Raw genomic sequence first — 24,212 nt, forward strand, 5'->3', positions numbered from 1 at the left:
GATAGACGGGGGCCGTAGCGGTCTCCCGAAGTGATCATGGTTCGATCAAGGGGTGGCCGGACCGACGAAGCTCCGGGCTCCCACGCTCCGGACAGCGATCATCCGTCTCCCGCGCGACCCGCGTGCCACAGCCATGCACCGACGGCGGTCGACGTCGACAGAGAGGGTCAACAACCCATGTCCGACACGAACCCTGACGCACGTCCTGACGCGCACCCCACCGCGCACCTGACCTCGTACCCTCACGCGAATCCTGAGAAGGAGGCCGCCTCCGGGCGCAGCGCGATCGTCATCGGAGGGGGCATGACGGGCATGCTCGCCGCCTCGGTACTCGCGGACCACGCGGACGTCACGATCGTCGAGCGGGACCGCCTGCCCGAAGAACCCGGGCCCCGCAAGGGCCTTCCGCAGGCCCGGCACGCGCACGTCCTGTGGTCCGGCGGCGTCAAGGCCCTCGACGAACTGCTGCCGGGCATCGTCGACCAGCTCGTCGACCGGGGCGCCCGGAGGACCCCCGTCATGGCGAACCTGGTGTCCAAGGCTCCGTCGGGCCAGTGGTTCCGGCGCTTCACGCACTCCGGTCACATCAGTCTCCTGTGCAGCCGTGACCTGCTCGACGCGGTGATCCGCGACAGGGTGCTGAAGAACCGTCGCATCACCCTGCGCCAGGAGACCGAACTGCTGTCCCTGGAAGGGGACGCCCGCCGCGTGTCCGGAGTCCGTATACGATCCGCGGGCACCGAGAGCACTCTTCCGGCCGACCTGGTGATCGACGCGAGCGGACGGGGCAGCCGCGCCCCCGTCTGGCTGCGGGACCTCGGGCTGCCGCCGGTGGCGGAGCGCACGGTGGACGCCGGCTTCGGTTACGCCAGCCGGATCTATCGCGCTCCCGGCGCGACCGCGGGCGGCTTCCCGATCGTCAACGTCCAGGCCGACCCCCGCCGGCACCCCGGCAGGGGCGGCATCATCACCCCCATCGAGGGCGGCCGGTGGCTGGTCACACTGGCCGGGACCAGGGGAGGCAGGCCGAGCGCCGACAACGAGGCGTTCGTACCGTTCGCCCTCAGCCTGCCGCACCCCGTCATCGGCGATCTCCTCGCCGGCGCGGAACCCGAGACGGACGTCGTCACCACCCGCAGTACGGCCAACAGGCGCCGCTACTACGAGAAGGCCGGCCGCTGGCCCGACGGGTTCACCGTCCTCGGCGAGGCCGTCGCCGGCTACAACCCCGTCTACGGCCACGGGCTGAGCGCCGCGGCGCAGAGCGTCGTCGCGCTGCGCCGCATCCTGGAAGGACAGGACCTCCGCGTGCCCGGCACGGCCCGGCGCGTCCAGAAGAACGCGGCGCGGCCGGTCGGGAACGCCTGGATCCTGGCCGTGGGCCAGGACGTGTTCTATCCGGGCGCGAGCGACGAGCCCCCCACGCGGCTCGAAAGGACACTCGCCGCCTTCGTGGACCGGGCTGTCGACGCCGGTTCGCGCAACCCGCGCGCCCTGCGCATCCTGCTGGACGTGATCAGCATGGAGAGGCCGCCTGCCCGGCTCTTCATGCCCGACATGCTCGCCCTGGTCTGCTTCGGCCGCAAGAAGCCCCACCTCGCGGGGCCGCCGCTGACGGACCGTGAACGCCGGGCCGCGACGGCCTGAACGGCCGCCGGGGTGCGTCGTCCGGCGGGACGACCCGCCGGACGACGCACCCCGGCCGGCCCGGTCGTGGAACCAGGCCCGGCACCGGGCGCGGGATCAGTTGTGGAAGCGGATGTAGCCGTTGCCGTCGGAGTCCGAGCCGCGCTTCGTGTAGGCGTGCACGTCGGAACGGGTGCCGGCCGGCTTGTAGAGATAAATGGTGTCGCCGCTGTTGTTCCACATGAAGTTGCAGTTGTCGCGGTAGACGACGTTCCGGCTGTCGGAGTCGGTGCCGTTGCCGCCGCGCAGCTTCACGTAGTCGCCGGGCTGGAGGTAGTGGTTCGCGGTGAAGCGGAAACGATTCCCGGCGGCGTCCTTCACCAGGTAGTTCTTGAGGTTGATGGTCGCCGAGGCCGAGTAGTTCTTGATCGTCAGGTACTCCTTGTCCGTGTTGCCGGAGGCGCAGCTGTTGGAGTCCCTGCCGGGTGCGTCGTACTGCACGCCGCGGATCTTCAGCGCCGAGTGGTACTCGGCCGCCTGGGCCGGCGCGGCGACGACGACGGCCAGCGCGCCGGCGGTGACGGTGGCGAAGGCCGCGGCTATGACCGGATGCTTGCGCATGAGAATTCCCCCTCTGTATTCCTGCAAGCCCCCCTCTGGATCCTTGCAGGACACCGAATCCTAGCCATGGTGTGAAGGCACCGTGTCGGGGAGGTGAATTTTGCCTCCACATTCATGGGAACGTGCTATTGAGCGGCACGAGTTCGACAGCCTTCTCCTCGGTCGTGTCCACCGGCTTGTGGGAGCGCTCCCGGGCGCGTCAGGATGCTCGTCATGTCTCCGCAGCCGAGGATCCGTCCCTACGAACCCGCCGACCGTGCCGCGGTCGCGGACGTCTGTGTGCGGACCGCGGACGAAGGAGGGGACTCGCGTGAGCTCTATCCGGACGAGGAGCTGATGCCGTCCCTCTTCGCCGCGCCCTACTGTCACCTGGAGCCGGAGCTGGCGTTCGTCCTGGACGACGGAGCGGGCAGGGCGGTCGGATACGTCGTCGGCACCGCGGACACACGGCGGTTCGTCACGAACTTCCGCGAGGGCTGGATCCCGCTGGTCGCCGGACGCTACCCCGAGCCCGTCGGGGAACCCCGCACGCCCAGCGAGGAGATGGTCCGTCTGCTGCACACGCCCGAGCGGATGGTCCTGCCCGAACTGGCCGACTATCCGGCCCATCTGCACATCGACCTCCTGCCGGGGTGGCAACGGCGTGGCTTCGGGCGGGAATTGATGCGAGCCCTGCTGACCGCCCTCGACGACCGCGGTGTCCCCGCGGTCCATCTGGGCATGGTCACCGCCAACACCGCCGCGCGGGCGTTCTACGACCGCCTGGGTTTCCACGAGATCCCCGTGCCGGCCCCCGGACCCCTCACGTACCTGGGCAGGCCGACCGCACCGGGCACGCTGTAGGACCGCCCCGCACCCTGCACTCCGTCAGCCGTCAGCCGGTACCGGGGGTGCGGGGTGCCGTGAGGTCAGGGCGGCCAGTTCGTCCGCGGTCTGTGGACCGGCGCCGGGATCCGTCAACAGGCCCTGCGTACGCAGGAGTTCGGCCACCGCGATGCCCCAGGGCAGCCGCAGCCCCGCCTGCTCCAGCAGCTCCGTGCGGGCCAGGGTCACGGCCGCCGGTCCGGTGACCGCCCCGGACGGGGTGAGCAGCGCCGCGTCGTCCGCCCAGCGCAGCGCGAGATCCACGTCGTGCGTCGCCATCACCACCGTGGTGCCGCTCTCGCGCAGCCCGCCGAGGGTCGACAACAGCCGCTCCTGGCCGTCCGGATCGAGCCCCGCGGTCGGTTCGTCGAGGATCAGGACACGTGGCCGCATCGCCACCGCGCCCGCGATCGCGGTCCTCTTGCGCTGGCCGTAGGAGAGCAGGTGGGTGGGCCGGTCGGCCAGCGCCGTGATGTCCAGCGCGGCGAGCGCCTCGGCCACCCGGGCCCGTACCTCGGTGTCGGGCAGGCCGAGGTTCAGCGGCCCGAACGACACGTCCTGGCCGACGGACGCGGCGAACAGCTGGTCGTCCGGGTCCTGGACCACCAGCTGGACGGTCGTACGCAGCAGGGTCAGGCCCTTGCGGTCGTACCGGACCGGCCGGCCCTCGACGGTCAACTGCCCGGCGCGCGGCCGCAGTCCGCCGCTGAGCAGCCGCATCAGCGTGGTCTTGCCGCTGCCGTTGCGGCCGAGCAGGGCGAGCGCGCGCCCGGCCCGCACCTCGAAGTCGAGGCCGCTGAGCACGGTCGGACCGTCCTCGTACGCGTAGGACGCGCCCCGCAGGGCGACCAGCACGGGCTCGCTCATCGCAGCGGCCTTTCCAGTACGAAGGTGAGGGCGGCCAGGGCCCCGAGCAGCGCGACGCTGGCGAGGGCGAAACGCGCGGAGACGCGGGCCGGCGGCACCAGGACGCGCAGGGTGCCGTCATAACCGCGCCCGGCGAGCCCGGCCTGAAGGCGGGTCGCCCGGTCGAAGGCCCGGACGAAGGCGGTGGCACCGAGCCCGGCCAGCGAACGCCAGGTGGCGGCACGAGTGGTGTGTCCCAGCCGGGCGGCCTGCGCCTCCCTGATCCGCCGTACGGAGTCGAGGAGCAGGAAGCTCATCCGGTACGTGACCAGGGCGACGTCGACGACCGGCGCGGGCACCCCGGCGTTCACCAGCCGTGGCAGCAGGTCGGACAGGGGAGTGGTGAACGCGAACAGGAGCACCCCGAGGGAGGCGGCGGAGGTGCGCAACAGCAGTTCTCCGGCTCGCGCCGGCCCGCCCTCGGCCAGGGTGACGAACCCGTCGGGACCGCCGACCTGGAGGAGCAGGGGGAGCGCCCCGGTCACGCAGAAACCGAGCGGCACCCGATAGGCGCGCCAGAGCCGGCGGCCGGGCACGGCGGCCGGACCCAGCAGCACGACCAGGGCCGTCACCAGGACCAGGGCGGCGCCCGGCCAGGGTGGGAGCGAGATGGCCAGCACGGTCAGACCGAGACCGAGCACGGCCTTGTCCACGGGGTGGCGGCGGCGCCAGCGACTGCTGTGCGCCGCCGCGTCGATCGGCAGCACGAGAACTCAGATCCGTCCGGCCGCGGACTCACCGGCTCCGGTGCCGGTACTCGTACCGGTTCCAGTACCGGCACTGGAGCCGGCGCCGGAGCCGGGTGCGCTCCCCGGGACTGCCTGAGCCGTGGAGACACCAGAGGTCCCGGACGCGGCGGCCTGGCCGTCCCGCTGTGCCAGTGCCCGGAGTTCACCCTGGCGCCGCCCCCGGCGCAGACCGAAGTAGTAGGCGAGGACGCCCGCGCCGAGAGCTGCCTGGAGGGCGAACAGCGCGGACTCGATCTCACCGGACGGCGGTTCGTACAGGGGCGAGAACCACGGCTCGTAGTCCGGCTCGATCTCGGTGATCGCCGTCTCCGCCTCCGCGTCGGAACCCGTGAACGGCTCCTCCTTGTGGTCGCCCAGGCCGAAGGCGAGTGGCAGCACGGCGAGCGCGGCCACGACGAACAGGAGCAGGGCGTTGATCTTCGCGTTACGGCTCATCGGGTCACCGCCTCGGACGCCTCGGACGCCTCGGTCGTGTCGGCCGTCCCGGTCCCGGACTGCTTCCTCGCGAGGAACACACCGAGCCGGGTCAGCTCGCCCTTGCTCGACTGCACCAGCAGCCGCATGACCAGCACGGTCAGCAGCCCCTCGCTCACCGCGAGCGGGATCTGGGTGACGGCGAAGATCGAGCCGAACTTGCCGAGCGCCCCCAGGAACCCGCTGCTCGGGTCGGGGAACGCGAGGGCCAGCTGCACACTGGTGACGCAGTAGGTCGACAGGTCGGCGACGAACGCCCCGAAGAACACCGCGACCATCAGCGGTACGTCGAACCGCCGCAGCAGCCGGTAGATCCCGTAGCCCGCCCATGGCCCGACGATCGCCATCGAGAAGACGTTGGCGCCCAGCGTGGTCAGCCCGCCGTGCGCGAGCAGCAGCGCCTGGAAGAGCAGCGTGATGGTGCCGAGAACCGCCATGATCGGTGGCCGGAACAGGATGGCGCCCAGTCCCGTACCGGTGGGGTGCGAGCAACTGCCGGTCACGGACGGCAGCTTCAGCGCGGAGAGAACGAAGGTGAAGGCCCCGGACGCCCCGATGAGCAGTGTGCTCTCGGGATGCTCCTTGACCTCACGGGTGAGCGACCGGACTCCGTGGACGACGAACGGCGCCGACGCGACGCCCCAGGCGACCGCGTGCGCCGGAGGAAGAAAACCCTCGGCAATGTGCATGGCTCAGCAGACCCTCTCCAGCACCTCGTGGATGGTTGACGCGCCTTGGCCGGTCTCCTGGCTTACGGGTAAGACCACCCGTGCTCCGCCTTCCCGGGTCCGAGGACCCAGTGGCTGCCCGTGAGGGCTGGAGCCGGACTTCCCGATCACAGTGGCGAGGGCCGCACCGGCATCACACCGATTTCCCGAGCACCAAGGCGTGGTGACAGTAGTGCGCGTGACGGGGTGGTGACAAGGCGTCCTCACCGGCGCGTCCATGGTCAGAGGGTGTGGACCGGGCCCTCGACGAGGCCGGAACGCCGTCCCCAGGGGCCCCTCGCGGCCCTTCGGTACGTGCCGAAGCATGCGCCAAGTCTTGACGTGCTCTTGACGAGATGACTCTATGGGAGCGCTCCCACTATTCCGAAACCCACGTTTCTTGGCGCTCACTTTCTGGAGTCGCAGTGAGAAGAGCAAGAAGCACGACACGAAAGAGCCATGTCGGCGCCCTGCTGGCCCAACTGGCCGCGTTGCTGGGGCTCGTCGTCCTCGGCGCCCTGATTCCGACTGCCGCGCAGGCCCAGTCGCCGTCGCCCGGCGTCCTCGCGACCGGCCTCCATGTCGACGACGGCCGGCTGCTGGAAGGCAACGGCAACGATTTCGTCATGCGCGGCGTCAACCACGCCCACACCTGGTACCCGGGCGAGACGCAGTCGCTGGCCGACATCAAGGCGCTCGGCGCCAACACCGTCCGCGTCGTTCTCTCCAACGGCCACCGCTGGACCCGGAACAGCGCCGCGGACGTGGCCGCCGTCGTCGCCCAGTGCAAGGCCAACCGGCTCATCTGCGTACTGGAGGTGCACGACACCACCGGGTACGGCGAGGAGGCGGCGGCCGCCACGCTCGACCAGGCGGCCGACTACTGGATCGGCCTGAAGAGCGTGCTCACCGGCGAAGAGAACTACGTCGTCATCAACATCGGCAACGAGCCCTGGGGCAACACCGACCCCGCGGGCTGGACCGATCCCACGATCGCCGCCGTCAAGAAGCTGCGCGCCGCCGGCTTCGAGCACACCATCATGGTGGACGCGCCCAACTGGGGTCAGGACTGGCAAGGAGTCATGCGGGCCAACGCCCGGTCCGTCTACGACGCCGACACCACCGGCAACCTGATCTTCTCGATCCACATGTACAGCGTCTTCGACACCGCGCAGGAGATCACCGACTACCTGAACGCCTTCGTCGATGCCGGACTCCCGCTGCTGATAGGCGAGTTCGGCGGTCCGGCCGACCAGTACGGCGACCCGGACGAGGACACCATGATGGCCGCGGCGCAGCAGCTCCGGCTCGGCTATCTCGCGTGGTCCTGGAGCGGCAACACCGACCCCGTCCTCGACCTCACGATCGGCTTCGACCCGAACCAGCTGAGTTCCTGGGGTCAGCGCATCTTCAACGGAGCCGACGGCATCGCGCAGACCTCCGAGGAGGCCACGGTCTTCGGCGGCGGAGACCCGGGTGACACCCAGGCCCCGACCGCTCCCGGCACCCCCAGGGCCGCCGCCGTGGCGGCCACGTCGGTGACCCTCACCTGGACCGCCGCGACCGACGACGTCGGCGTCGTCGCCTATGACATCGTCCGGGTCAGCGGTGGCTCCGAGGCCACGGTCGCCGCGTCCACCACCAACTCCGCCACCGTCACCGGGCTCAGCGCGAACACGGCGTACACCTTCGCCGTCTACGCACGTGACGCGGCCGGGAACCGCTCGCCCCGCTCGGCCACGGTGAACGTCACCACCGACGACGGGGGCAGTGTCCCCGGCACGAGCTGTTCCGTCGGTTACCGCGTCGTCGGCGAGTGGCCGGGCGGCTTCCAGGGTGAGATCACCATCCGCAACACGGGCACCGCCGCCGTCAGCGGCTGGAAACTGGTCTTCGCCTTCGCCGACGGCCAGACCGTCTCCGCCATGTGGGGTGGGACGCCGACCCAGAGCGGCGCCACGGTGAGCGTCGCCCCTGCCTCGTACACCTCCACCATCCCCGCGAGCGGCTCGGTCACCGTCGGGTTCACCGGCAACAAGGGCGCTGCCAACACGGCCCCGGCCGCGTTCGCCCTCGACGACACCGCCTGCGCCACCGCCTGACGCGGCAGCCGTCGGCCGGCGGGGACCTCGTGCCCCGTCGGCTGAGGGGCAGTCAGGAGGCGGTGTCCGGAGCCTTTTCCGTGGCCGTGCCCGCGTCGGTGCCGGCCGGAGCGGACGTGGACGCCGTGTAGAAGACGGACGAACCCTGCTTGGTGCGCTGGACCTGGCCCCTGGCGACGAGTCCCTCCACCGTGGTGCGTACGACCTTGGGCTTGATCTCGCGCTCGGGGTGGGCCTCGGTCAGCGCCGTGGAGAGCTCGGCGGACGAGCGCGGCTCGGACTGCCGGCCGAGGTGCTCACGGATGAGCTCGACGAGAGTGGGGCCACCGTCGGCCGGCTTGGCCGCCTGGGACTTGGCGGGGGCGGGCTTGACCGCGGCGGACTTCACCGTGCTCCTGGCGGCGGTCTTCGGGGCAGCCGACTTGGCGCTGGCCTTGTCGGCCGGCTTGGCGGCCGCGGGCTTGGTGGCGGTGGCCCTGGCCGCGGTGGGCTTGGCCACCGGCTTCGTGGCGGTGGCCTTCTTGCGCTTGCCTGCCGTGGCGGTGGCCTGCCGCGGCACCGAAGGCGCCGGAGCGGAGCCCTTCTTGGCGCTCGGGGCCACCGGTGCGGGGCCTTCGCCGCCCAACGCCCGCCGCAGTTCGGCCAACAGGGACTGATCGTGCCGCAGGGCGCGCAACTGCTCCTCCAGCGCGGCCACTTCGGCGCTGATACGTTCCTGCTCCGTGGTGTTGCGATCGAGATCCGCGGACACCTGGGCGGCGTACTGGGACTTGAGCTCCGTGGCGGCCGATTCGACTTCGGACATGGTGGTCACCTTTCCTCGTCATCGTGTTGGTGCTGGGGCCGGATGCTACTCGCATCATCAGGCCATGATCCCGAAGTTGTCGGGTTCGTCCCGGCCGTCATATGACTCGGAAAGCGCCGCTGTGGACTGCAAAGGTGCAGGCGGGGGCGTACACGGAAGACACCTGACCAGCCGCGCGAAGCGGTGTCTCGAATTCAACCTTCAAGGTGACTGTACGAATGCCCTGACCGGTTTTGCCGTCCTCGTCAGCGGCGGGTGTCCTGTGGTGTCTCTCCAGTGATTCCGGGTGAGCTGTCGGGCTTGCCCAGGGACCATCCGGAGACATCCGTGAGCCGCCCCCGCCACAGGGGCATGACGACGGGGTCACCCGGTCCGACGACACTGGTGGCGTCACGCAGGTGGATCCACTGCGGCAGTCGCTGCGGGGCCTGACGCCCCTGCTTGTCGCTGACCACCTCGTCCACCTGCTCGGGAAAGCGTTCCAGCAGTTGTGCGCCGGCCCCGTCGACGCCGCGCAGGCTGCGCGCCCAGTCGGTCGTCCACGCCTTGTGGGAGATCAGGTCGCCGTAGAGGAGACCACCCCCGATGACGAAGGTGACCGGCAGTGCGGCGTGCGGGTCCTGGCCGACCAGCCGTACCAGCATCTGCAGCTGGAGATCCGGCACGGGTTCGGTCACGATCGGCGCGGCCGACTCGCGGAGCGGGTCCTGCTCGTCACTCATGGCTCTGCTCGTCCTTTCGACGCCCTGGGCAGGTCGATCCCCCGCGCGGGGTGCGGGCTGTCACCCCGCGCACGGTGTCAGGCGGTGAGGTGTCCGACTGTCGCGTTCGTCTCTCTCGACCTCGAATGCCCGGGAAGCCGGAGTACAGTCTCCTCGCCGCGCCCGTGCCGGACCGGGCAGCGCGCTTCCCCCCTGACTCCTCCGAGTGCCGGCCAGGTGACCCATGACCAGTACACAGGACCAGCCGGAGCGCGAGACGACGCCCGAAGCCTCCGAGCCCCGGGCGTCGCCGGTGTTCCAGGAACGTGCGGAGCGGATAAGGCGCCGGCTGGAGAGACTCATCGGCATCGCCGCGACCGAGGGCAACGCCCTCACCGTGCTGCGCAACGGCGACGAGATCTTCGCCGGGATGCTGGCGGGCATCAGGTCCGCCGAGCACACCGTGGACATGATGACCTTCGTCTACTGGAAGGGTGACATCGCCCGCGAGTTCGCCCGGGCGCTCGCCGAGCGGGCCGCCGCAGGTGTGCGGGTGCGGCTGCTGCTCGACGGCTTCGGCAGCAGGCTCATCGAGAAGGACCTGCTGGCGGCCATGGAGCAGGCCGGGGTGCAGGTCGCGTGGTTCCGTAAACCGCTCGCCCTCTCGCCGTTCAAGCAGAACCACCGTTGTCACCGCAAGGTTCTCGTCGTCGACGAGCAGACGGCGTTCACCGGCGGGGTCGGTATCGCGCAGGAGTGGTGCGGCGACGCGCGCAACGAGCACGAGTGGCGTGACACGCATGTCGAGGTCCGGGGTCCGTCGGTGGACGGCATCGCCGCCGCGTTCGCGCAGAACTGGGCCGAGTGCCACGACGAGCTCTTCGACGCGCGCGACCGGTTCGTCACCCATGACCCCCAGGGCGGGGCCGTGGTGCAGGTGGTGCGCGGCTCGGCCAGCTTCGGCTGGCAGGACATGCAGACCCTGCTCCGGGTGATGCTGGAGTCCGCCGAGGAGCGCTTCCGGCTGTGCACGGCCTACTTCTCGCCGGACGCCTTCTTCGTCGAGCTGCTGTGCGCCGCGGCCCGCCGGGGTGTGGAGGTGGAGATCCTGCTGCCGGGCCCGCACACGGACAAGCGGGTCTGCCAGCTGGCCGGCCAGCACCACTACGAGGACCTGACCGCCTGCGGTGTGAAGATCCACCAGTACCAGCCGACGATGATGCACGCCAAGGTCGTCACCGTGGACCGGGTCGCCGCGCTGGTCGGCTCGACCAACTTCAACCGGCGCTCGCTCGACCACGACGAGGAGATCATGCTCGCCGTGCTGGACGAGGAGTTCACGGCGACGCTCGACGCCCACTTCGACGAGGACGTGGCGGCCAGCACCCTGATCAGCAAGGGCCGCTGGAAGCGACGCTCCGTCGTGCAGCGGGTCCGGGAGACCGCGGTCATCCCGATCCGCCGCTTCCTGTAGACCCGCCGGCGCGGGCCCGTACGGTCAGGCGGGCTTCTCGCCCGTCCGGCAGATCTGGCGGGCGATCTCGCGCAGTTTGACGTTGCGGTCCTGGGACGTCTTCTTCAGCAGCTTGAAGGCCGTGTCCTCGGTCAGCCGATAGCGTTCCATGAGGATGCCCATGGCCTCGCCGATCTCGTGGCGGGTCTCCAGGGCGTGGCTGAGCTGCTGATGCGTACGGGCCGCGGAGAAGGCCACGGCCGCGTGGGAGGCGAGTATCCAGCCGGCCCGCTGAGCGGTGTCGTCGAAGGTGTCCGGGCTCTCCGAGTACAGGTTCAGGGCGCCGAGGTCGTCGTCCTCGGTGAACAGGAGGAAGCCCATCATGCTTCCCATGCCCATCTTCCTCAGCTCGGGGGCGAAGAGCGGCCATCGCGTACTCGGCTGTCTCAGGTCCTGGATGGTGTAGATCTGCTGACGGTCGGTCACGGCGTCGAAGCACGGGCCTTCCCGCAGATCCCCCTGGATCCGGTCCGCGAGGCGCACCCGGTCGCTCGTCGCCGCCAGGGCGTGCACCTGGCCCTGGCGCACGGTGAGGATGCCGGCTTCGTCGCACCCGTTGATCAACACCGTCGCGTGCTCCACGACGCGGTCGAGGGTGCCCTGGGCGGAGTCCTGTGCCAGCAGGTCCCGTGCCATCTCCGCCACGGCGATCGCGAACTGCTCCCAGAGTTCACCCGGCTCCTGCGACATGTGTCACCTGCTCATTTCTCTGAAGAGTCCCGACTCTGAAGCATCCCGGACGCCGTTTCGGGAAGACAGGGCTCATCCTGCCACCCGTGTGTCACCCGTCGGGTCGGGGCGAGGTGTTTCGGGTCGGGCCCGTCCGCGCACCGCCTCGGAACGGTCTCCGCAGGAGCCCTCGGCAGGGGTCGGAGCATCGGTGCCCGGGGAGGCGGGAGCGAGGTCGGAGAACGAGCTTCGAGGAGGTGCGGCCGTAGCCGCACTTCCGGGGTCAACAGTGCGTAGGCTGGGGGGTGTGCAGGGGTGAAACCCGAGGTGCGAAGCACTTTCGGGTCTCATCGACCGGGCTTGACCACCCGGCGCTCAGGGCTCCCCCGAAGCAGCGGGACTCGTCACCGTCGACAGGTGTCGGTCCCGGCGACGGGGGCAGACGAAGCCTGCTGAAGGAAGCTTTTGGTGCGGTACCCGAACGGGGTGGAGAAGTGAGCCTGGAGCAGGACCGAGCGTCCGGTCTCGTCGACGACATGAGCGACGAGGTGGCGGAGCCGTCCGAAGACGAACGTGACGCCTGGACGCGGGTCCGCCGCTCGGCCACGGGAATGCGGCATCACGAGGCGAAGAGCGCACTGGACCGGGCCCGCAGGGCGGCCGGCGACGGTTCGCTCACCGGCCGCGACGCGCTGATCGCGCGGGCGGAGGTCGAGGAATGGGAGCGCATCACCGAAGCGCTCTCCGACCACGCGGGGGTGTACGACGCCGCTGACGACCCTTTCGTCCAGGGTGAAGCGGAAGGTCGCACCCATCACGCGCCGACACCGCCCGACCGCCGGTGAACGCCGGTCGTGGAGAGGCCACCACGCGGCTCGGGCCGCGTTGTCAGTGCCCTCCGGAAGAATGCCGAGCAGCGAGCACACCGTCGCCCCTGGCGACACGTGATCGAACCCGTCCGTCGAAAGGCCGCCCGCACATGACCCCCACATTCCACCGCCGTGCCGTGCCGCCAGCCACGAACGGGGAGCGCTGATCATGCTGCGAGCTCTTCCGCACACGTCCGCTCCACTCGACACCGCCGGTGCCGAGGTCCTGCGTCTGATCACGGTGCAGCGTGTCCCCGTCTGCCTGACGGTGCACGCCAACGGCCGCCGCAGATACGGCTATTGGCAGTCCGCCACCCCCGGCTCCGGGTACGGAGGCTGCTATGTGGCCCTGCCCACGGACGAGTGCGACGCGCTGCAGGCGGCCGGCCGGATCGTGCTGGGGGACCCGATGGTCGACCCGTCGAAGACCACGTACCCGGTGCGTCCGGCCGAGCGTCCCGCGCCGCGTCCAGCGGCACGCCCCGCGGTCCGTCCCGCGGTGCGGCCCGTCCCGCGTTCCCCTGAGCGTCCCGCACCGTCGGCGGTGGCCGACGTACCCCGGCGTCAGGCCCTCACGGCCTGACGGACGGGGCATCGGGGCAGGGCGGGGAAGCGCGGTGTGCGGCGGTCGGGGTGGGGGACCCGGCCGGTGAGAGGCCACGCCTTGCGCGGTCCCCTTCGTGGCCGTCACGTCCTCGGACTCTTTGCGCCGTTTGCGTTCCGGCCTTCGCCCTGGTCCCAGGACGGGTGATGTTCCTCCCCGGATGCCTCACCTACGGGTCAGCGGCACCACGGCCGTGATGCGTTTTCCACCGGTCCCGAGCTCCGAGATCGTGATGTCGCGGGCCAGCCGGCAGACGATCGGCCAGCCGTGGCCTCCGGGCCGCATGGCGTCCCGCCCGCTCACCCGCCGGGTGGGGACGGGGAACTCCTGGCTGCGGTCGCTCACCGACAGACACACCCCCCGGTCGTCCAGCGTCACCTCGAAGCCGGTGACGCCGCCGCCGTGCAGCATCGCGTTGGTCGTGAGTTCCGAGGCGACGAGCAGGGCGTCCCCGATGATGTCGTCGTCGCCCACGATCTCGCGTCGCCGGGACCGCCGCGCCTCTGCGAGCGCGTGCCTCACCTCCTCGCGCACCTCGGCCGGACTGCGCGGTCCGGACGAGGTGCGCCGAAGCGGCGCGGGCGCCGTCGTCGGACTGCTCCGCTCTGTCATCTGGTTCTTGGCCACTGCGGATCAATTCCTTACCTGGCCTCGTCCGTTCGATCTACTGATACGGCTGACCGCGGAGATCCGGTCCAAACGCGGTGATTCGCGAAGCGGAAGAGTTTCCCCCGAACGGCCGGATCGCTCCCGTCCACGAAGGCGGACATCGGCGTCGGACGGCCTCCTTGTCCGGAGTACTGACAGGGCCAACCCAGCTCTGTAGATTTCTGCCGTCACGAAAATGCACAACCTGAGCCGAGCTGCTCAGCAGGGTCCGGCGCGCGAACGTACTTCCACCAGTGCTTTCCGTCAGGAGGAGCCCATGCGAAGGCGCATTCTGGGGCTTGCCGCAGTGCTGACCACGATCGTCGCCGCGGCCGGATGCGGATCCTCGGACCCGGGGTCCGACGGCTCGTCGTCCTCGGGCGGGGACAGCACCACGCGGGTCAAGGTCGGCATCATCCCGATCGTGGACGTGGCCCCGCTCTACCTGGGACAGAAGAAGGGGTTCTTCGGCAGCCGCGGCATCGACCTCGACATGGTGAGTGCCCAGGGCGGCGCGGCGATCATCCCCGGTGTGGTGAGCGGCCAGTTCCAGTTCGGGTTCAGCAACACCACCTCGCTGATGGTCGCTCAGGTCAAGGGAGTCCCGGTCAGGTCCGTGGTGAACGGCGCGGCGTCCAACGGAAAGGTCGGCGGTGACGTCACCGGGGTGGGCGTCAGGAAGGACAGCTCGATCAAGTCGGCCGCGGACCTCGCCGGGCACACGGTGGCGGTGAACACCCTGCGGAACATCGGAGACACCACGGTGCGCGAGTCGGTCCGGGTGGCCGGCGGCGATCCGTCCGAGGTCAAGTTCGTGGAGATACCGTTCGACCAGATGCCCGCCGCGCTGGACGACGGACGCGTGGACGCCGCGTGGATGGGCGAGCCCGCGATGACGATCGCCAAGGGGCAGGGCGTACGCGTCGTGGCGTCGCCGTTCGCCGAGACCGACCCGAAGCTCACCGTGGCGACCTGGTTCACCTCGGCCGAGCTGGAGAAACGGGACCCCGAGCTGGTGAAGAGGTTCACCGAGGCGATGACCGAGTCCCTGCGGTACGCCACCGACCATCCGGACGAGGCACGCCGGATCCTCACCACGTACACCAAGATCAGCGGCGATGTCCTGGCGAAGCTCACGCTGCCGAGCTGGCCCGCGGAGGTCGACACCGCCTCCCTGGCGAAGCTGGCGGCCCTCGGCGAACGGGACGGGCTCTTCGGGGACAAGAAGCCCGACCTGGATGTCCTCTTCTCCTGACCCCACCCCTGTTCTCCTGACCCCACCCCTGGCGACACGGTCCCGATACGCCGTATCGTACGATGACCCGCATGCCACGGAACTCCCCGTCCCTGGACCGGGCGACCCCCGACCGCATCGCCCGGACCGCCCTCCTGCTGGTCGACGAGGCGGGTCCCCAGGCGCTGACCTTCCGCGCGCTGGCCGCCCGGCTGGGTATCTCCCTCGCCTCCCTGCAGCGTCGCTGCACCGACCTGGCCGGACTGCTGGACCTCTGCACCGACCACCTGGCGGCCCGGCTGCCGGAGATCGAGCCGGACACCGGCTGGGCCGCGGCCACCGAGGCGCGGTTCACCGCCCTGTACCGGCTGCTGTCGGCCCATCCGGGCCTGGTCGCGCTGCGCGGCGCCCGCCCCTGGCTCGGCCCGAACCTGCTGGCCCGTCTCGTCGAGCCCCAGCTCGCCGACAGTCTCGCGGCCGGGATGACCCCGCAGGAGGCGATCACCGCCTATCGGCGGATGTACCTGCTCACCCTCGGCAGCGCGAGTTTCGTGGACCACCGTGATCCCCGGGCCACCCGGGCGGCCACCCGCACCGCCCTCGCCTCGCTCGACCCGGCGGACCACCCGGCGCTGACCGGCCACGTGGCGGCGATCCTGCCGGCCCTGACGGACCACGAGGTCTACTACGGGGCGCTGCGGCAGCTCATCGCCGCCGCCCCGGCCCGCTCGTCCACCGGCGGGCGCCCCCGGTGACCGTGCCCGAAACCCACCCTCCCCGTCGACGGAAAGCCAGGACTCCCCGCATGAGCGACAGCACCACCACAGCCGCCCGCATCTTCACCAGTGACAACGCGGCCGGCGCGTCCCCGGAGATCGTCGACGCGGTGGTCAGGGCCGCCTCGGGGCAGGCCTCGCCGTACGGGGCGGACACCCTCACGGCCGCTGTCGGGCGCCGGCTCTGCGAGATCTTCGAACGTGACGTCGACGTCCTGATCGTCTCCACCGGCACCGCCGCGAACGCCCTGGGCCTGGCCGCCCTGACCCCGCCCTGGGGCAGCGTCCTGTGCCACCGGGACAGCCACATCAACAACGACGAGTGCGGGGCGCCGGAGTTCTACACCGCGGGCGCGAAGCTCGTCCCGCTCGGCGGCGACGACGCCAAGATCGACCCGGACGAACTCCGCGCGGCCGTACGGAACAAGGCCGGGGACGTGCACAGCGTGGAGCCCGCCGTCGTGAGCGTCACCCAGGCCACCGAGACCGGCGCCGTCTACACCCCCGACGAGATACGCACCCTCGGTGCCCTCACCAAGGAGCCGGGCCTGCGCTTCCACATGGACGGCGCCCGCTTCGCCGGAGCCGTCGCGGCGCTCGGAGCCACCCCCGCCGAGCTGACCTGGCGGGCCGGAGTCGACGTGCTGTCCTTCGGAGCCACCAAGAACGGCACGATGACCGCCGAGGCGATCGTCGTCTTCGACCGCTCCCTCACCGCCGAACTCTCCTTCCGCGCGAAGCGGGCCGGCCAGCTCGCCTCCAAGACGCGCTTCCACGCCGCCCAGCTCGACGCCTACCTGACCGACGACCTGTGGCTGCGCAACGCGGCCCACGCCAACGCCATGGCCGCCCGCCTCCAGGACGGACTCAAAGCCGTGCCGGAGGTCGAACTCCTGGGCGCCGCGGAGGCCAACATCCTCTTCTGCCGGCTGCCCCGGCAACTGACCGAGCGGCTGCTGTCCGACGGCTACGCCTTCTACCACGACCGTTACGAGCCCGGTGTCGTCCGCTTCGTCGCCTCCTTCGCGACGACCCCGCAGGACATCGACGGGCTCCTCGACGCCGTCCGCCGCCCCTGACGGAGCGTCACCTCCGGGCGGCTCCGAGCCGGTGGAAAAGAACGGCGCACAACCCTAGGGACCGACTGGACGGTATGTCATTCTACGGGGCAGGACGAGCCGACGCCCCGGGAGAACGCGATGCATCAGGCAGTACGGTCCCGAGTCGAGCCCGGCCACGGACCGCCGTCCGCCGCGCTCTCGCGTGCCCCCAGGGTCCGTTCACTGATCGACGCCGACGCGCTGCGCGTACTGCACCGGTCGGCGCGAGTGCTCCTGAACAACCTCCCCGAGCTGACCGACCGGCTCGTGGCGGTGCTGCGGGACCGCGAGCCCGCCTACCGGACCACCCTGGAGAGCGATCCCGTCGGCACCTGGCAGGAGGTGCACCGGTCGCTGCGGCACAGCGTCAGCTCCCTGCTCGACCCGCGCGGCGCCCGGGACGCGGCGCTGCGCTGCTCGTGGAAGATCGGCGCCACCCGCGCCGAACAGGGGCTGCCGCTGGACGCGCTCCTGCACGCCTTCCGGCTCGGCGGCTCCCTGATCTGGCAGATGCTGGTCGAGGAGACCTCCCGGACCGCTCCCGAGGACGTCCGGCTGCTCGTCCATGTGGCCGCCGACGTATGGAACTTCGTCGACGAGCACTGCACCCTCGTGGCGGACGTCTACCGCAAGGCGGAACGGCAGCACGCCTGGCGCCAGGAGCACCGGGTGCGCCTGCTGACCGCGGCCCTGCTCGACGGTACGAGCCGTATCGCCGACGTCGCCGAGACGGCCGAGGCACTGAACCTGCCGGAACAGGGCCGGTACGCCGTGATCGCCGTCGCGGGCGGGCGCCCGGCGGGTCGCGCGTCCGTACCCGGCGCCGTCGTGCCGGCCGGTGCGCGCGTGCACTGGCACATGGGGGTGGACGTCGACCACGCCATCGTCCTGGTGGACGACGGTGACGGCGCCGCTCCCGGGCCGGCGCTCGGGCTGACCGCACCCGCCGGTACGCGGGCCGGTGTCGGGCCCGTCGTGGCGGGACTGGCCGCGGTGGGCGACGCCCGGCGGCTGGCGGACATGGCCCTGAGCATGTGCGCGGCCGACGGCGGCACCGTACGGCTGACCGAGCGGCTGCCCGCGGCCCTCGTGATGTCGTGCCCCGAACTCGGTGGCGCGCTGGCCGAGGAAGTGCTCGGGCCGCTGCTGCGCCTCGAACCGTCCGACCGGGACATCCTGCTCGACACGCTGGCGGCGTGGCTGGAGTGCGACGGTTCGGCGCAGCGGGCGAGCACCCGCCTGTACTGCCACCGCAACACCGTCCTCAACCGGCTGAAGCGGTGCGAGCAGCTGACCGGCCGTTCGCTCGCCCGTCCCGCCGACATGGTGGAGTTCAGCCTCGCACTGACCGCCCGGCGACTCCTGCGCGACTGAGGGCACGCGGGGGCACGGGGGGCGGGCGGGGGCCAGCCGCATCACGGGGTGTACGGGATGCCCCGTATGCGATCGTTCGAAAGTTACCTCAGGGTATGGCGTGACTTCTCACGAGGGTATCAGTAGAACCCGTTTCACTCTATGGAGAGTGAGGAGCCGCGCATGAACGACAGACCCCCACGTGGGAAACGCCTCGAAGGCGTCTCCCGGCGAAGATTCATCGCTGGAACTGGTTCTCTTCTCGGATCGGCCGCACTCGCCGGACAGACGGTCGGGGTCCACGCCGCCACCGCCACCCCCGACGCGGCCACGTCCGCGGCCGCGGTGATCGAACCTGGCGCGCATGTGCCCGCCCTGGTGATCGGCACCGGCTACGGCGGCTCCGTGGCCGCGCTGCGCCTGGCCGAGGCGGGTGTCGACGTGCACATGGTCGAGATGGGCATGGCCTGGGACACCCCCGGTACGGACGGCAAGATCTTCGCCAACACCACGAGCCCCGACTACCGGTCCTACTGGCTGCGCACCAGGACGAAGCAGCCGCTCAGCAACTTCCTCGGCTTCCCTCTCGACAAGGACGTGCCGCGCCACACCGGGATCCTGGACGCCGAGGAGATGGGCGGCATCGTCGTCTACCAGGGCCGCGGCGTGGGCGGCGGCTCGCTGGTCAACGGCGGCATGGCGGTCACCCCCGAACGGGAGAACTTCGCCGCGATCCTGCCGTCGGTCGGTGCCGACGAGATGTACTCCGTCCACTACCCGCGCGCCAACGCGGGGCTCGGGGTCGGCACGGTCGACCCGACCTGGTTCGAGAGCGCCGACTGCTACCAGTACGCCCGGGTCGGCCGTAAGCACGCCGAGCGCTCGGGCTTCCCGTTCGTCTTCGTGCCCGACGTGTACGACTGGGACTACATGGAGAAGGAGGCCGCCGGGACCGTGCCGAAGTCCGCGCTCGCGGGCGAGATCCTCTACGGCAACAACTATGGCAAGAAGTCCCTGCAGAAGACCTACCTGGCTCGGGCCAAGGCGACCGGACGGGTCGCCATCTCACCGCTCCACAAGGTCACCTCGGTCGCGCCGGCCGGTTCGGGCGGCTACACGGTCGTCATCGACCAGCTGAGCACCACCGGCACCACCACGGCCACCAAGACCGTCACCGCGGACCGGGTGTTCTTCGCGGCCGGCAGTGTCGGCACCAGCAAGCTCCTGGTCCGGCTCAGGGCGACCGGCGCGCTGCCCGGCCTCAACGGCGAGGTGGGCAAGGGCTGGGGCGACAACGGCAACGTGATGTGCGGCCGTGCCAACCACCTCTGGGACCCCACGGGCGCCCTGCAGTCGTCCATCCCGTGCTCCGGCATCGACAACTGGGCCGCGGGCGGCGCGTTCGCCGAGGTGGCTCCGCTGCCCACCGGCATCGAGACCTACGCCTCGTTCTATCTGTCGATCACCAAGAACCCGCACCGAGCCCAGTTCTCGTGGAACGCCGCGACGGGCAAGGTCGACCTCGACTGGCAGACCGCCTGGAAGCAGCCGTCCATCGACATGGCCAAGACGATCTTCGACAGGATCAACGCCAAGGAGGGCACGATCTACCGGACCGATCTCTTCGGCACCTACAAGATCTGGGGCGACCACCTCACGTACCACCCGCTCGGAGGCGCGGTCCTCGACAGGGCGACGGACAACTACGGCCGGCTGCACGGGCATCGGGGCCTGTACGTCATCGACGGCGCGCTCATCCCGGGCAACACCAGTGTCAACCCGTTCGTCACCATCACGGCGCTCGCCGAACGGAACATCGAGACGATCGTCGCCGCGGACCTGTAGCGGCGCCCGGGGCGCGGAACGAGACAGGGGCCGCCCGGACGCACCGGACGGCCCCGCCGGGCTCAGTGCCCCGGCAGCACGCACATGGCGTCGATCCCGAGGACGCGATTCAGCCGCCCGAACGCCAGCCACGAGCCGAGGCTCATGGTCAGCTCCACGATCTCGGCCTGGCTGTAGTGCGCGGCCATCCGGTCCCAGAACTCCTCGTCGAGGCCGTGGTGGTCCAGGGCGTACCGTTCCGCGTACTCGGCGGCCAGCCGGGTGCGCTCGTCGAAGGCGTCGGCCGTGCGCCACTCGGCCACCGCGCCGGCGAAGCCCTCCTCGACCTTGAGCCCGTCCCGCTCGGTCCGCCAGTCCAGGCAGAAGAGGCATCCGTTGATCTGCGCGATCCGCAGCCGCGCGGCCTCGAACTCACGGAGCCCCAGGGTCGTATGGGCGTAGACGGCCAGCGAGAAGTTCGCGGCGGCGGGTCCGATGCCGGGGACCATGTCGCCCCACACGTATTCGATCGCGTTCCTGCCTTCGGGGATGTCGACGTTCATCCGGGACTCCTTCGGGGCTCCTGCGGGACGGCCTTCGATGGGGCGGGCTGCCGGCGGGGCGGCGGCGTCACTTCCTGCCGAGCCTTCCGACCGCCGGTCGCAGCGGGACGTCGAGCGCGTCGTACAGGCCGGGCGCCGCGTCCACGAGCCACTCGACGGCGCCGACCAGCCGGCCGACCGCCGTGGCGTTCCCGCCCGCGGAGCGGTTCTCGCCCTCGTCGGTCGCCTCGACGGTGACCTCGATGCGCGGGCGGCCCTCGACGATCACGCGATGCGCCCCGTCGCCGCCCGGCGGTACCGGCCAGTCCGGCGCGCAGGACGGGTGGATGCGGGTCACGTGCTCGATGACGATCCTGGGCTCACCGTCGACGAACCCCTGCACCTCGAAGCGCACCGCGCCCTGGGTGCCCGCCTCGAACTCGCCCATCGTCCGGGTGCTCACCGTGGTGTCGAGCGCGCGGCGCCGCAGGGTCTCCCGGATCTCGTCGAGTTCGACGCCCAGGGCCCTGGCCATCAGCCGTATCTGCCCGCCCCACACCATCGTCGGCACCGACGGGGCGAGCATCGGCGGCTCGTAGTCCATCGGCTGCCCCATCCCGACCAGGTACCGCACCGACTCCTCCTGCTCGTACGTGGAGTAGTCGAAGATCTCCTGGCAGCGGATGGCGTCGACGACCGTACCGAGCCCGCTCATCAGCAGGGGCAGTACGTCGTTGCCCCAGCCGGGGTCGACCCCGGAGGCGAACAGCGCCCCCGCGCCGTCCGTGACGGCGGCGAGCACGGGTTCGCGGAACTCGGGCGGGGCGTTGCGCTGGTCGTAGAGGGGGTACAGCGCCGGAGTGACGACCACGGCACCGCCGCGGATAGCCCGGCAGACGTCGGCCAGCGCCTCGTCGGGCCGGATGTCGCCGGACGCCGCGTACACCACCGCGCGGGGTCCCGCGCGCAGTACGGCCTCGATGTCGTCGGTCGCCGGCACACCCAGGCCCCGGCCGAGGCCGGCCAGCTCGCCCGCGTCCTTGCCGACCTTGCCGGGGGTGTGGACGAGCACGGCCGTGAGGTCCAGCGCGGGGTGCGCGTCGACGGCCCTGATGGCCGCGCGGCCGACGTTGCCGGTACCCCAGACCACCGTGGAAATCATGCGCGGAGCGTAACCTGACGTGCCGTCAGTTGCCATAGTCCTGCACCGGCGGGCGGGCGTCGCGCGAACCGGGTGCGGGGCCGGGCGGGCGGTCCGTAGGTAACGGTTTCCGAGGGGTGTGGCTCTGCCGTTGCCTGACGGGCCCTGCGTGATAGTCTTGATCCAGTTGCAGTTGTAGTTCCCGCACACTTCAAGTGCCGCAGGCGAATTCGTATTCGTCGGGCACTTTTGTATTTCCGGCGTTTCTTATTCCGGACGGGGTCAATTGCGGCGTCACAGGGGTCCACACAGTGCGGGCCCCCGGGTACTGCCCCGAAAGGGATATTAAAATGGCTAGTGGAACCGTGAAGTGGTTCAACTCGGAAAAGGGCTTCGGCTTCATCGAGCAGGACGGCGGCGGCCCGGACGTCTTCGCCCACTACTCGAACATCGCCACCCAGGGCTTCCGTGAGCTCCAGGAAGGCCAGAAGGTGACCTTCGACGTCACGCAGGGCCAGAAGGGCCCGCAGGCGGAGAACATCACTCCTGCCTGATGCCGTAGCGCACACAGCAGCTGGGGTCCCACCTCGCGGTGGGGCCCCAGCTTGTTGTATTCTCAAGGGCTTCGGGGATCGACCACCGGAGATTCTGCCGCCCACGGCTGTTCTGTCCGCTGCGCCGCGCCGGCACTCGGCACCGTCGGATTCGGCTTCGATCTCGGTTTTCCGCGGTCGGATTTCGGCTTCGGTCTCGTCTTGCACCCGGCTCGTTCTTGCAATTCATTCGGTTCTCACCTGCCGAGGATTCCTCGATACGTGCCATATCGAGGAAGGTTCTTTCCATGAACCGATCAGGTCGTACCAACGATCGTTTCGCGAACAAGCGCAAGGACGGCTTCGGCGGCTCGGGCCGGCCCCGTTCGCAGGGGCAGGGGCGTCCCGTCACCCGTTCGGGCGGCGGTGGCCCCCGTCCTTCCCCTGTGCAGGGTGAGTTCGCCCCGCCGGCCACCCTCACTCCCGCCCTCCCGGCGGTGGCGTCCTTCGGTGAACTGGGCCTGCCCTCCGCACTGCTGGAGACACTCACCGGTCTCGGCGTGGTGGAGCCCTTCCCCATCCAGGCCGCCACGCTGCCGAACTCCCTCGCGGGGCGCGACGTGCTGGGCCGTGGCCGCACCGGCTCGGGCAAGACGCTCGCGTTCGGCCTGGCGCTCCTGGCCCGTACGGCCGGACGGCGTGCCGAGCCGAAGAAGCCGCTCGCCCTGATCCTCGTCCCCACCCGTGAGCTGGCCCAGCAGGTCACCGACGCGCTCACGCCGTACGCCCGGTCGCTGAAGCTGCGGCTGGCCACCGTGGTCGGCGGGATGTCGATCGGCAGGCAGGCCGGGGCGCTGCGGTCCGGCGCCGAGGTCGTCGTCGCGACCCCCGGCCGCCTCATGGACCTCGTCGAGCGCAAGGACTGCCGGCTCGACCGGGTCGGCATCACGGTGCTGGACGAGGCGGACCAGATGGCCGACATGGGCTTCATGCCCCAGGTCACCGCGCTCCTCGACCTGGTACGGCCGGACGGCCAGCGCATGCTGTTCTCGGCCACCCTCGACCGCAACATCGACCTCCTGGTCCGCGGCTACCTGCACGACCCGGTGGTCCACTCGGTCGACCCGTCGGCCGGTGCCGTCACCACGATGGAGCACCACGTGCTGTACGTGCACGGCGCCGACAAGTACGCCGCCGCCACGGAGATCGCCGCACGGGACGGGCGGGTGCTGATGTTCCTGGACACCAAGCACGCCGTCGACCAGTTCACCAGGCACCTGCTCGGCAGCGGGGTGCGGGCCGGGGCGCTGCACGGCGGCAAGTCACAGCCCCAGCGCAACCGCACCCTGGCGCAGTTCAAGAGCGGCGAGGTCACCGTGCTGGTGGCGACCAACGTCGCGGCGCGCGGCATCCACATCGACGACCTCGACCTGGTCGTCAACGTCGACCCGCCCGCCGACCACAAGGACTACCTGCACCGCGGGGGCCGTACCGCGCGGGCCGGCGAGTCCGGCAGCGTCGTCACGCTGGTGCTGCCCAACCAGCGCCGCGACATGACACGTCTGCTGTCCGACGCCCGTATCAGGCCGCAGGTCACCCAGGTCCGCTCGGGTGAGGCCGAACTGAGCCGCATCACCGGCGCCCAGGCGCCCTCCGGCGTCCCCGTCGCCGGAAGCGCTCCGGTCACCGAGCGTCCGCAGCGCGGCGGCGCCCCCTTCCGGGGCATGGGCACCCGCCCGGGACGGGCCGGCGGCGAGTCGCGCCGGACGGCCGAGGCACGTATGACGGCCGAGGCCCGCAAGGCCGCGCGGATCCGCCGCGGCGCGTAGCGGCGGCGTCCCGCGGCTTCAC

24 protein-coding genes and 1 riboswitch are annotated in these 24,212 nt (G+C 70.7%); of the genes, 13 read left to right on the plus strand and 11 right to left on the minus strand.

What is annotated here, in order from left to right:
* Window positions 1-177 precede the first annotated feature (177 nt).
* A complete protein-coding gene (locus ACLVWQ_RS04555) occupies window positions 178-1,647 on the plus strand; it encodes an FAD-dependent oxidoreductase (protein WP_414106836.1) in 1,470 nt (489 codons plus the stop codon).
* Between the two features lie 96 nt (window positions 1,648-1,743).
* On the opposite strand, the gene ACLVWQ_RS04560 is transcribed toward ACLVWQ_RS04555, so the two are convergent.
* Window positions 1,744-2,247, minus strand: a complete 504-nt coding sequence (locus ACLVWQ_RS04560; protein WP_414106837.1) for a lamin tail domain-containing protein — start codon at window positions 2,245-2,247, stop codon at window positions 1,744-1,746.
* A gap of 213 nt (window positions 2,248-2,460) precedes the next feature.
* On the opposite strand from ACLVWQ_RS04560, the gene ACLVWQ_RS04565 reads away from it, so the two are divergent.
* Window positions 2,461-3,090 carry a GNAT family N-acetyltransferase gene (locus tag ACLVWQ_RS04565; RefSeq protein ID WP_414106838.1) on the plus strand — a complete coding sequence of 210 codons (630 nt, stop codon included), beginning with the start codon at window positions 2,461-2,463 and terminating at the stop codon, window positions 3,088-3,090.
* A 24-nt stretch (window positions 3,091-3,114) separates the two neighbouring features.
* Here ACLVWQ_RS04565 and ACLVWQ_RS04570 read toward each other — a convergent pair whose 3' ends face one another.
* The 4 genes from ACLVWQ_RS04570 to ACLVWQ_RS04585 are packed head-to-tail and all read right to left on the minus strand — an operon-like array spanning window position 3,115 to window position 5,929.
* On the minus strand, window positions 3,115-3,978 hold the full coding sequence (locus ACLVWQ_RS04570; protein ID WP_414106839.1) for an energy-coupling factor ABC transporter ATP-binding protein: 864 nt from the start codon (window positions 3,976-3,978) through the stop codon (window positions 3,115-3,117).
* A complete protein-coding gene (gene cbiQ, locus ACLVWQ_RS04575) occupies window positions 3,975-4,724 on the minus strand; it encodes a cobalt ECF transporter T component CbiQ (RefSeq protein WP_414106840.1) in 750 nt (249 codons plus the stop codon). The genes ACLVWQ_RS04570 and cbiQ overlap by 4 nt, the downstream gene beginning before the upstream one ends.
* Window positions 4,725-4,730: 6 nt before the next feature.
* Window positions 4,731-5,201: an energy-coupling factor ABC transporter substrate-binding protein gene (locus ACLVWQ_RS04580; RefSeq protein ID WP_414106841.1), complete on the minus strand. Its 471-nt coding sequence runs from the start codon at window positions 5,199-5,201 to the stop codon at window positions 4,731-4,733.
* Window positions 5,198-5,929, minus strand: a complete 732-nt coding sequence (locus tag ACLVWQ_RS04585; protein WP_414106842.1) for an energy-coupling factor ABC transporter permease — start codon at window positions 5,927-5,929, stop codon at window positions 5,198-5,200. Before ACLVWQ_RS04585 ends, ACLVWQ_RS04580 begins: the two co-directional genes overlap by 4 nt.
* Window positions 5,930-5,958: 29 nt before the next feature.
* Window positions 5,959-6,141: riboswitch (cobalamin riboswitch) on the minus strand.
* Between the two features lie 231 nt (window positions 6,142-6,372).
* Here ACLVWQ_RS04585 and ACLVWQ_RS04590 point away from each other — a divergent pair.
* On the plus strand, window positions 6,373-8,049 hold the full coding sequence (locus ACLVWQ_RS04590; RefSeq protein ID WP_414106843.1) for a cellulase family glycosylhydrolase: 1,677 nt from the start codon (window positions 6,373-6,375) through the stop codon (window positions 8,047-8,049).
* Between the two features lie 52 nt (window positions 8,050-8,101).
* Here ACLVWQ_RS04590 and ACLVWQ_RS04595 read toward each other — a convergent pair whose 3' ends face one another.
* Window positions 8,102-8,854: a hypothetical protein gene (locus ACLVWQ_RS04595; protein ID WP_414106844.1), complete on the minus strand. Its 753-nt coding sequence runs from the start codon at window positions 8,852-8,854 to the stop codon at window positions 8,102-8,104.
* A gap of 245 nt (window positions 8,855-9,099) precedes the next feature.
* Entirely contained in the window at window positions 9,100-9,576 is a 477-nt protein-coding gene (locus ACLVWQ_RS04600) for a hypothetical protein (RefSeq protein ID WP_414106845.1), read from the minus strand.
* A 223-nt stretch (window positions 9,577-9,799) separates the two neighbouring features.
* Here ACLVWQ_RS04600 and ACLVWQ_RS04605 point away from each other — a divergent pair, with 223 nt between their 5' ends.
* Window positions 9,800-11,029, plus strand: a complete 1,230-nt coding sequence (locus tag ACLVWQ_RS04605; protein ID WP_414106846.1) for a phospholipase D-like domain-containing protein — start codon at window positions 9,800-9,802, stop codon at window positions 11,027-11,029.
* 24 nt (window positions 11,030-11,053) lie between these two features.
* On the opposite strand, the gene ACLVWQ_RS04610 is transcribed toward ACLVWQ_RS04605, so the two are convergent.
* Entirely contained in the window at window positions 11,054-11,758 is a 705-nt protein-coding gene (locus tag ACLVWQ_RS04610) for a GAF and ANTAR domain-containing protein (protein ID WP_414106847.1), read from the minus strand.
* Between the two features lie 473 nt (window positions 11,759-12,231).
* Between ACLVWQ_RS04610 and ACLVWQ_RS04615 the strand changes: the two genes are divergently transcribed.
* Both ACLVWQ_RS04615 and ACLVWQ_RS04620 read left to right on the plus strand, forming a co-directional pair.
* Window positions 12,232-12,582 (plus strand): hypothetical protein, encoded by a 351-nt coding sequence (locus ACLVWQ_RS04615; protein WP_414106848.1) that lies wholly within the window; start codon window positions 12,232-12,234, stop codon window positions 12,580-12,582.
* 193 nt (window positions 12,583-12,775) lie between these two features.
* Window positions 12,776-13,189 (plus strand): hypothetical protein, encoded by a 414-nt coding sequence (locus tag ACLVWQ_RS04620; RefSeq protein WP_414106849.1) that lies wholly within the window; start codon window positions 12,776-12,778, stop codon window positions 13,187-13,189.
* Window positions 13,190-13,375: 186 nt separating this feature from the next.
* Here ACLVWQ_RS04620 and ACLVWQ_RS04625 read toward each other — a convergent pair whose 3' ends face one another.
* Window positions 13,376-13,822: an ATP-binding protein gene (locus ACLVWQ_RS04625; protein WP_414107393.1), complete on the minus strand. Its 447-nt coding sequence runs from the start codon at window positions 13,820-13,822 to the stop codon at window positions 13,376-13,378.
* A gap of 313 nt (window positions 13,823-14,135) precedes the next feature.
* Here ACLVWQ_RS04625 and ACLVWQ_RS04630 point away from each other — a divergent pair, with 313 nt between their 5' ends.
* From ACLVWQ_RS04630 to ACLVWQ_RS04650, 5 genes are all read left to right on the plus strand, one after another.
* Complete coding sequence (locus ACLVWQ_RS04630; RefSeq protein ID WP_414106850.1) at window positions 14,136-15,113, plus strand: ABC transporter substrate-binding protein; 978 nt, start codon at window positions 14,136-14,138, stop codon at window positions 15,111-15,113.
* Between the two features lie 71 nt (window positions 15,114-15,184).
* Window positions 15,185-15,847, plus strand: coding sequence for a TetR/AcrR family transcriptional regulator (locus ACLVWQ_RS04635; protein WP_414106851.1), 663 nt, complete (start codon window positions 15,185-15,187; stop codon window positions 15,845-15,847).
* Between the two features lie 50 nt (window positions 15,848-15,897).
* Entirely contained in the window at window positions 15,898-16,947 is a 1,050-nt protein-coding gene (locus tag ACLVWQ_RS04640; protein ID WP_414106852.1) for a threonine aldolase family protein, read from the plus strand.
* Window positions 16,948-17,067: 120 nt separating this feature from the next.
* A complete protein-coding gene (locus ACLVWQ_RS04645) occupies window positions 17,068-18,342 on the plus strand; it encodes a PucR family transcriptional regulator (protein WP_414106853.1) in 1,275 nt (424 codons plus the stop codon).
* A 162-nt stretch (window positions 18,343-18,504) separates the two neighbouring features.
* Complete coding sequence (locus ACLVWQ_RS04650; protein ID WP_414106854.1) at window positions 18,505-20,166, plus strand: GMC oxidoreductase; 1,662 nt, start codon at window positions 18,505-18,507, stop codon at window positions 20,164-20,166.
* Window positions 20,167-20,228: 62 nt separating this feature from the next.
* Here the strand turns inward: ACLVWQ_RS04650 and ACLVWQ_RS04655 are convergent, their stop codons facing one another.
* Entirely contained in the window at window positions 20,229-20,708 is a 480-nt protein-coding gene (locus ACLVWQ_RS04655; protein ID WP_414106855.1) for a carboxymuconolactone decarboxylase family protein, read from the minus strand.
* A 67-nt stretch (window positions 20,709-20,775) separates the two neighbouring features.
* Window positions 20,776-21,849 (minus strand): dihydrodipicolinate reductase, encoded by a 1,074-nt coding sequence (locus ACLVWQ_RS04660; RefSeq protein ID WP_414106856.1) that lies wholly within the window; start codon window positions 21,847-21,849, stop codon window positions 20,776-20,778.
* 329 nt (window positions 21,850-22,178) lie between these two features.
* Between ACLVWQ_RS04660 and ACLVWQ_RS04665 the strand changes: the two genes are divergently transcribed.
* Together ACLVWQ_RS04665 and ACLVWQ_RS04670 are read left to right on the plus strand one after the other, a co-directional pair.
* The gene (locus tag ACLVWQ_RS04665) at window positions 22,179-22,382 is read left to right on the plus strand and encodes a cold-shock protein (RefSeq protein WP_328492202.1); all 204 of its coding nucleotides are present in this window, start codon (window positions 22,179-22,181) and stop codon (window positions 22,380-22,382) included.
* A gap of 287 nt (window positions 22,383-22,669) precedes the next feature.
* Entirely contained in the window at window positions 22,670-24,190 is a 1,521-nt protein-coding gene (locus tag ACLVWQ_RS04670; protein ID WP_414106857.1) for a DEAD/DEAH box helicase, read from the plus strand.
* The last annotated feature ends 22 nt before the right edge of the window (window positions 24,191-24,212 follow it).

It is taken from the genome of Streptomyces sp. CWNU-52B (assembly GCF_047444975.1).
GTDB lineage: Bacteria > Actinomycetota > Actinomycetes > Streptomycetales > Streptomycetaceae > Streptomyces.

Coding starts and splice junctions, on each gene's coding strand:
- ACLVWQ_RS04620 (WP_414106849.1), top strand. CDS start 12,776: ATGCTGCGAGCTCTTCCGCACACGTCCGCTCCACTCGACACCGCCGGT.
- ACLVWQ_RS04595 (WP_414106844.1), bottom strand. CDS start 8,854: ATGTCCGAAGTCGAATCGGCCGCCACGGAGCTCAAGTCCCAGTACGCC.
- ACLVWQ_RS04555 (WP_414106836.1), top strand. CDS start 178: ATGTCCGACACGAACCCTGACGCACGTCCTGACGCGCACCCCACCGCG.
- ACLVWQ_RS04600 (WP_414106845.1), bottom strand. CDS start 9,576: ATGAGTGACGAGCAGGACCCGCTCCGCGAGTCGGCCGCGCCGATCGTG.
- ACLVWQ_RS04660 (WP_414106856.1), bottom strand. CDS start 21,849: ATGATTTCCACGGTGGTCTGGGGTACCGGCAACGTCGGCCGCGCGGCC.
- ACLVWQ_RS04585 (WP_414106842.1), bottom strand. CDS start 5,929: ATGCACATTGCCGAGGGTTTTCTTCCTCCGGCGCACGCGGTCGCCTGG.
- ACLVWQ_RS04670 (WP_414106857.1), top strand. CDS start 22,670: ATGAACCGATCAGGTCGTACCAACGATCGTTTCGCGAACAAGCGCAAG.
- ACLVWQ_RS04610 (WP_414106847.1), bottom strand. CDS start 11,758: ATGTCGCAGGAGCCGGGTGAACTCTGGGAGCAGTTCGCGATCGCCGTG.
- ACLVWQ_RS04570 (WP_414106839.1), bottom strand. CDS start 3,978: ATGAGCGAGCCCGTGCTGGTCGCCCTGCGGGGCGCGTCCTACGCGTAC.
- ACLVWQ_RS04625 (WP_414107393.1), bottom strand. CDS start 13,822: ATGACAGAGCGGAGCAGTCCGACGACGGCGCCCGCGCCGCTTCGGCGC.
- ACLVWQ_RS04630 (WP_414106850.1), top strand. CDS start 14,136: ATGCGAAGGCGCATTCTGGGGCTTGCCGCAGTGCTGACCACGATCGTC.
- ACLVWQ_RS04565 (WP_414106838.1), top strand. CDS start 2,461: ATGTCTCCGCAGCCGAGGATCCGTCCCTACGAACCCGCCGACCGTGCC.
- ACLVWQ_RS04605 (WP_414106846.1), top strand. CDS start 9,800: ATGACCAGTACACAGGACCAGCCGGAGCGCGAGACGACGCCCGAAGCC.
- ACLVWQ_RS04560 (WP_414106837.1), bottom strand. CDS start 2,247: ATGCGCAAGCATCCGGTCATAGCCGCGGCCTTCGCCACCGTCACCGCC.
- ACLVWQ_RS04650 (WP_414106854.1), top strand. CDS start 18,505: ATGAACGACAGACCCCCACGTGGGAAACGCCTCGAAGGCGTCTCCCGG.
- ACLVWQ_RS04640 (WP_414106852.1), top strand. CDS start 15,898: ATGAGCGACAGCACCACCACAGCCGCCCGCATCTTCACCAGTGACAAC.
- ACLVWQ_RS04655 (WP_414106855.1), bottom strand. CDS start 20,708: ATGAACGTCGACATCCCCGAAGGCAGGAACGCGATCGAATACGTGTGG.
- ACLVWQ_RS04580 (WP_414106841.1), bottom strand. CDS start 5,201: ATGAGCCGTAACGCGAAGATCAACGCCCTGCTCCTGTTCGTCGTGGCC.
- ACLVWQ_RS04645 (WP_414106853.1), top strand. CDS start 17,068: ATGCATCAGGCAGTACGGTCCCGAGTCGAGCCCGGCCACGGACCGCCG.
- ACLVWQ_RS04665 (WP_328492202.1), top strand. CDS start 22,179: ATGGCTAGTGGAACCGTGAAGTGGTTCAACTCGGAAAAGGGCTTCGGC.
- ACLVWQ_RS04635 (WP_414106851.1), top strand. CDS start 15,185: ATGCCACGGAACTCCCCGTCCCTGGACCGGGCGACCCCCGACCGCATC.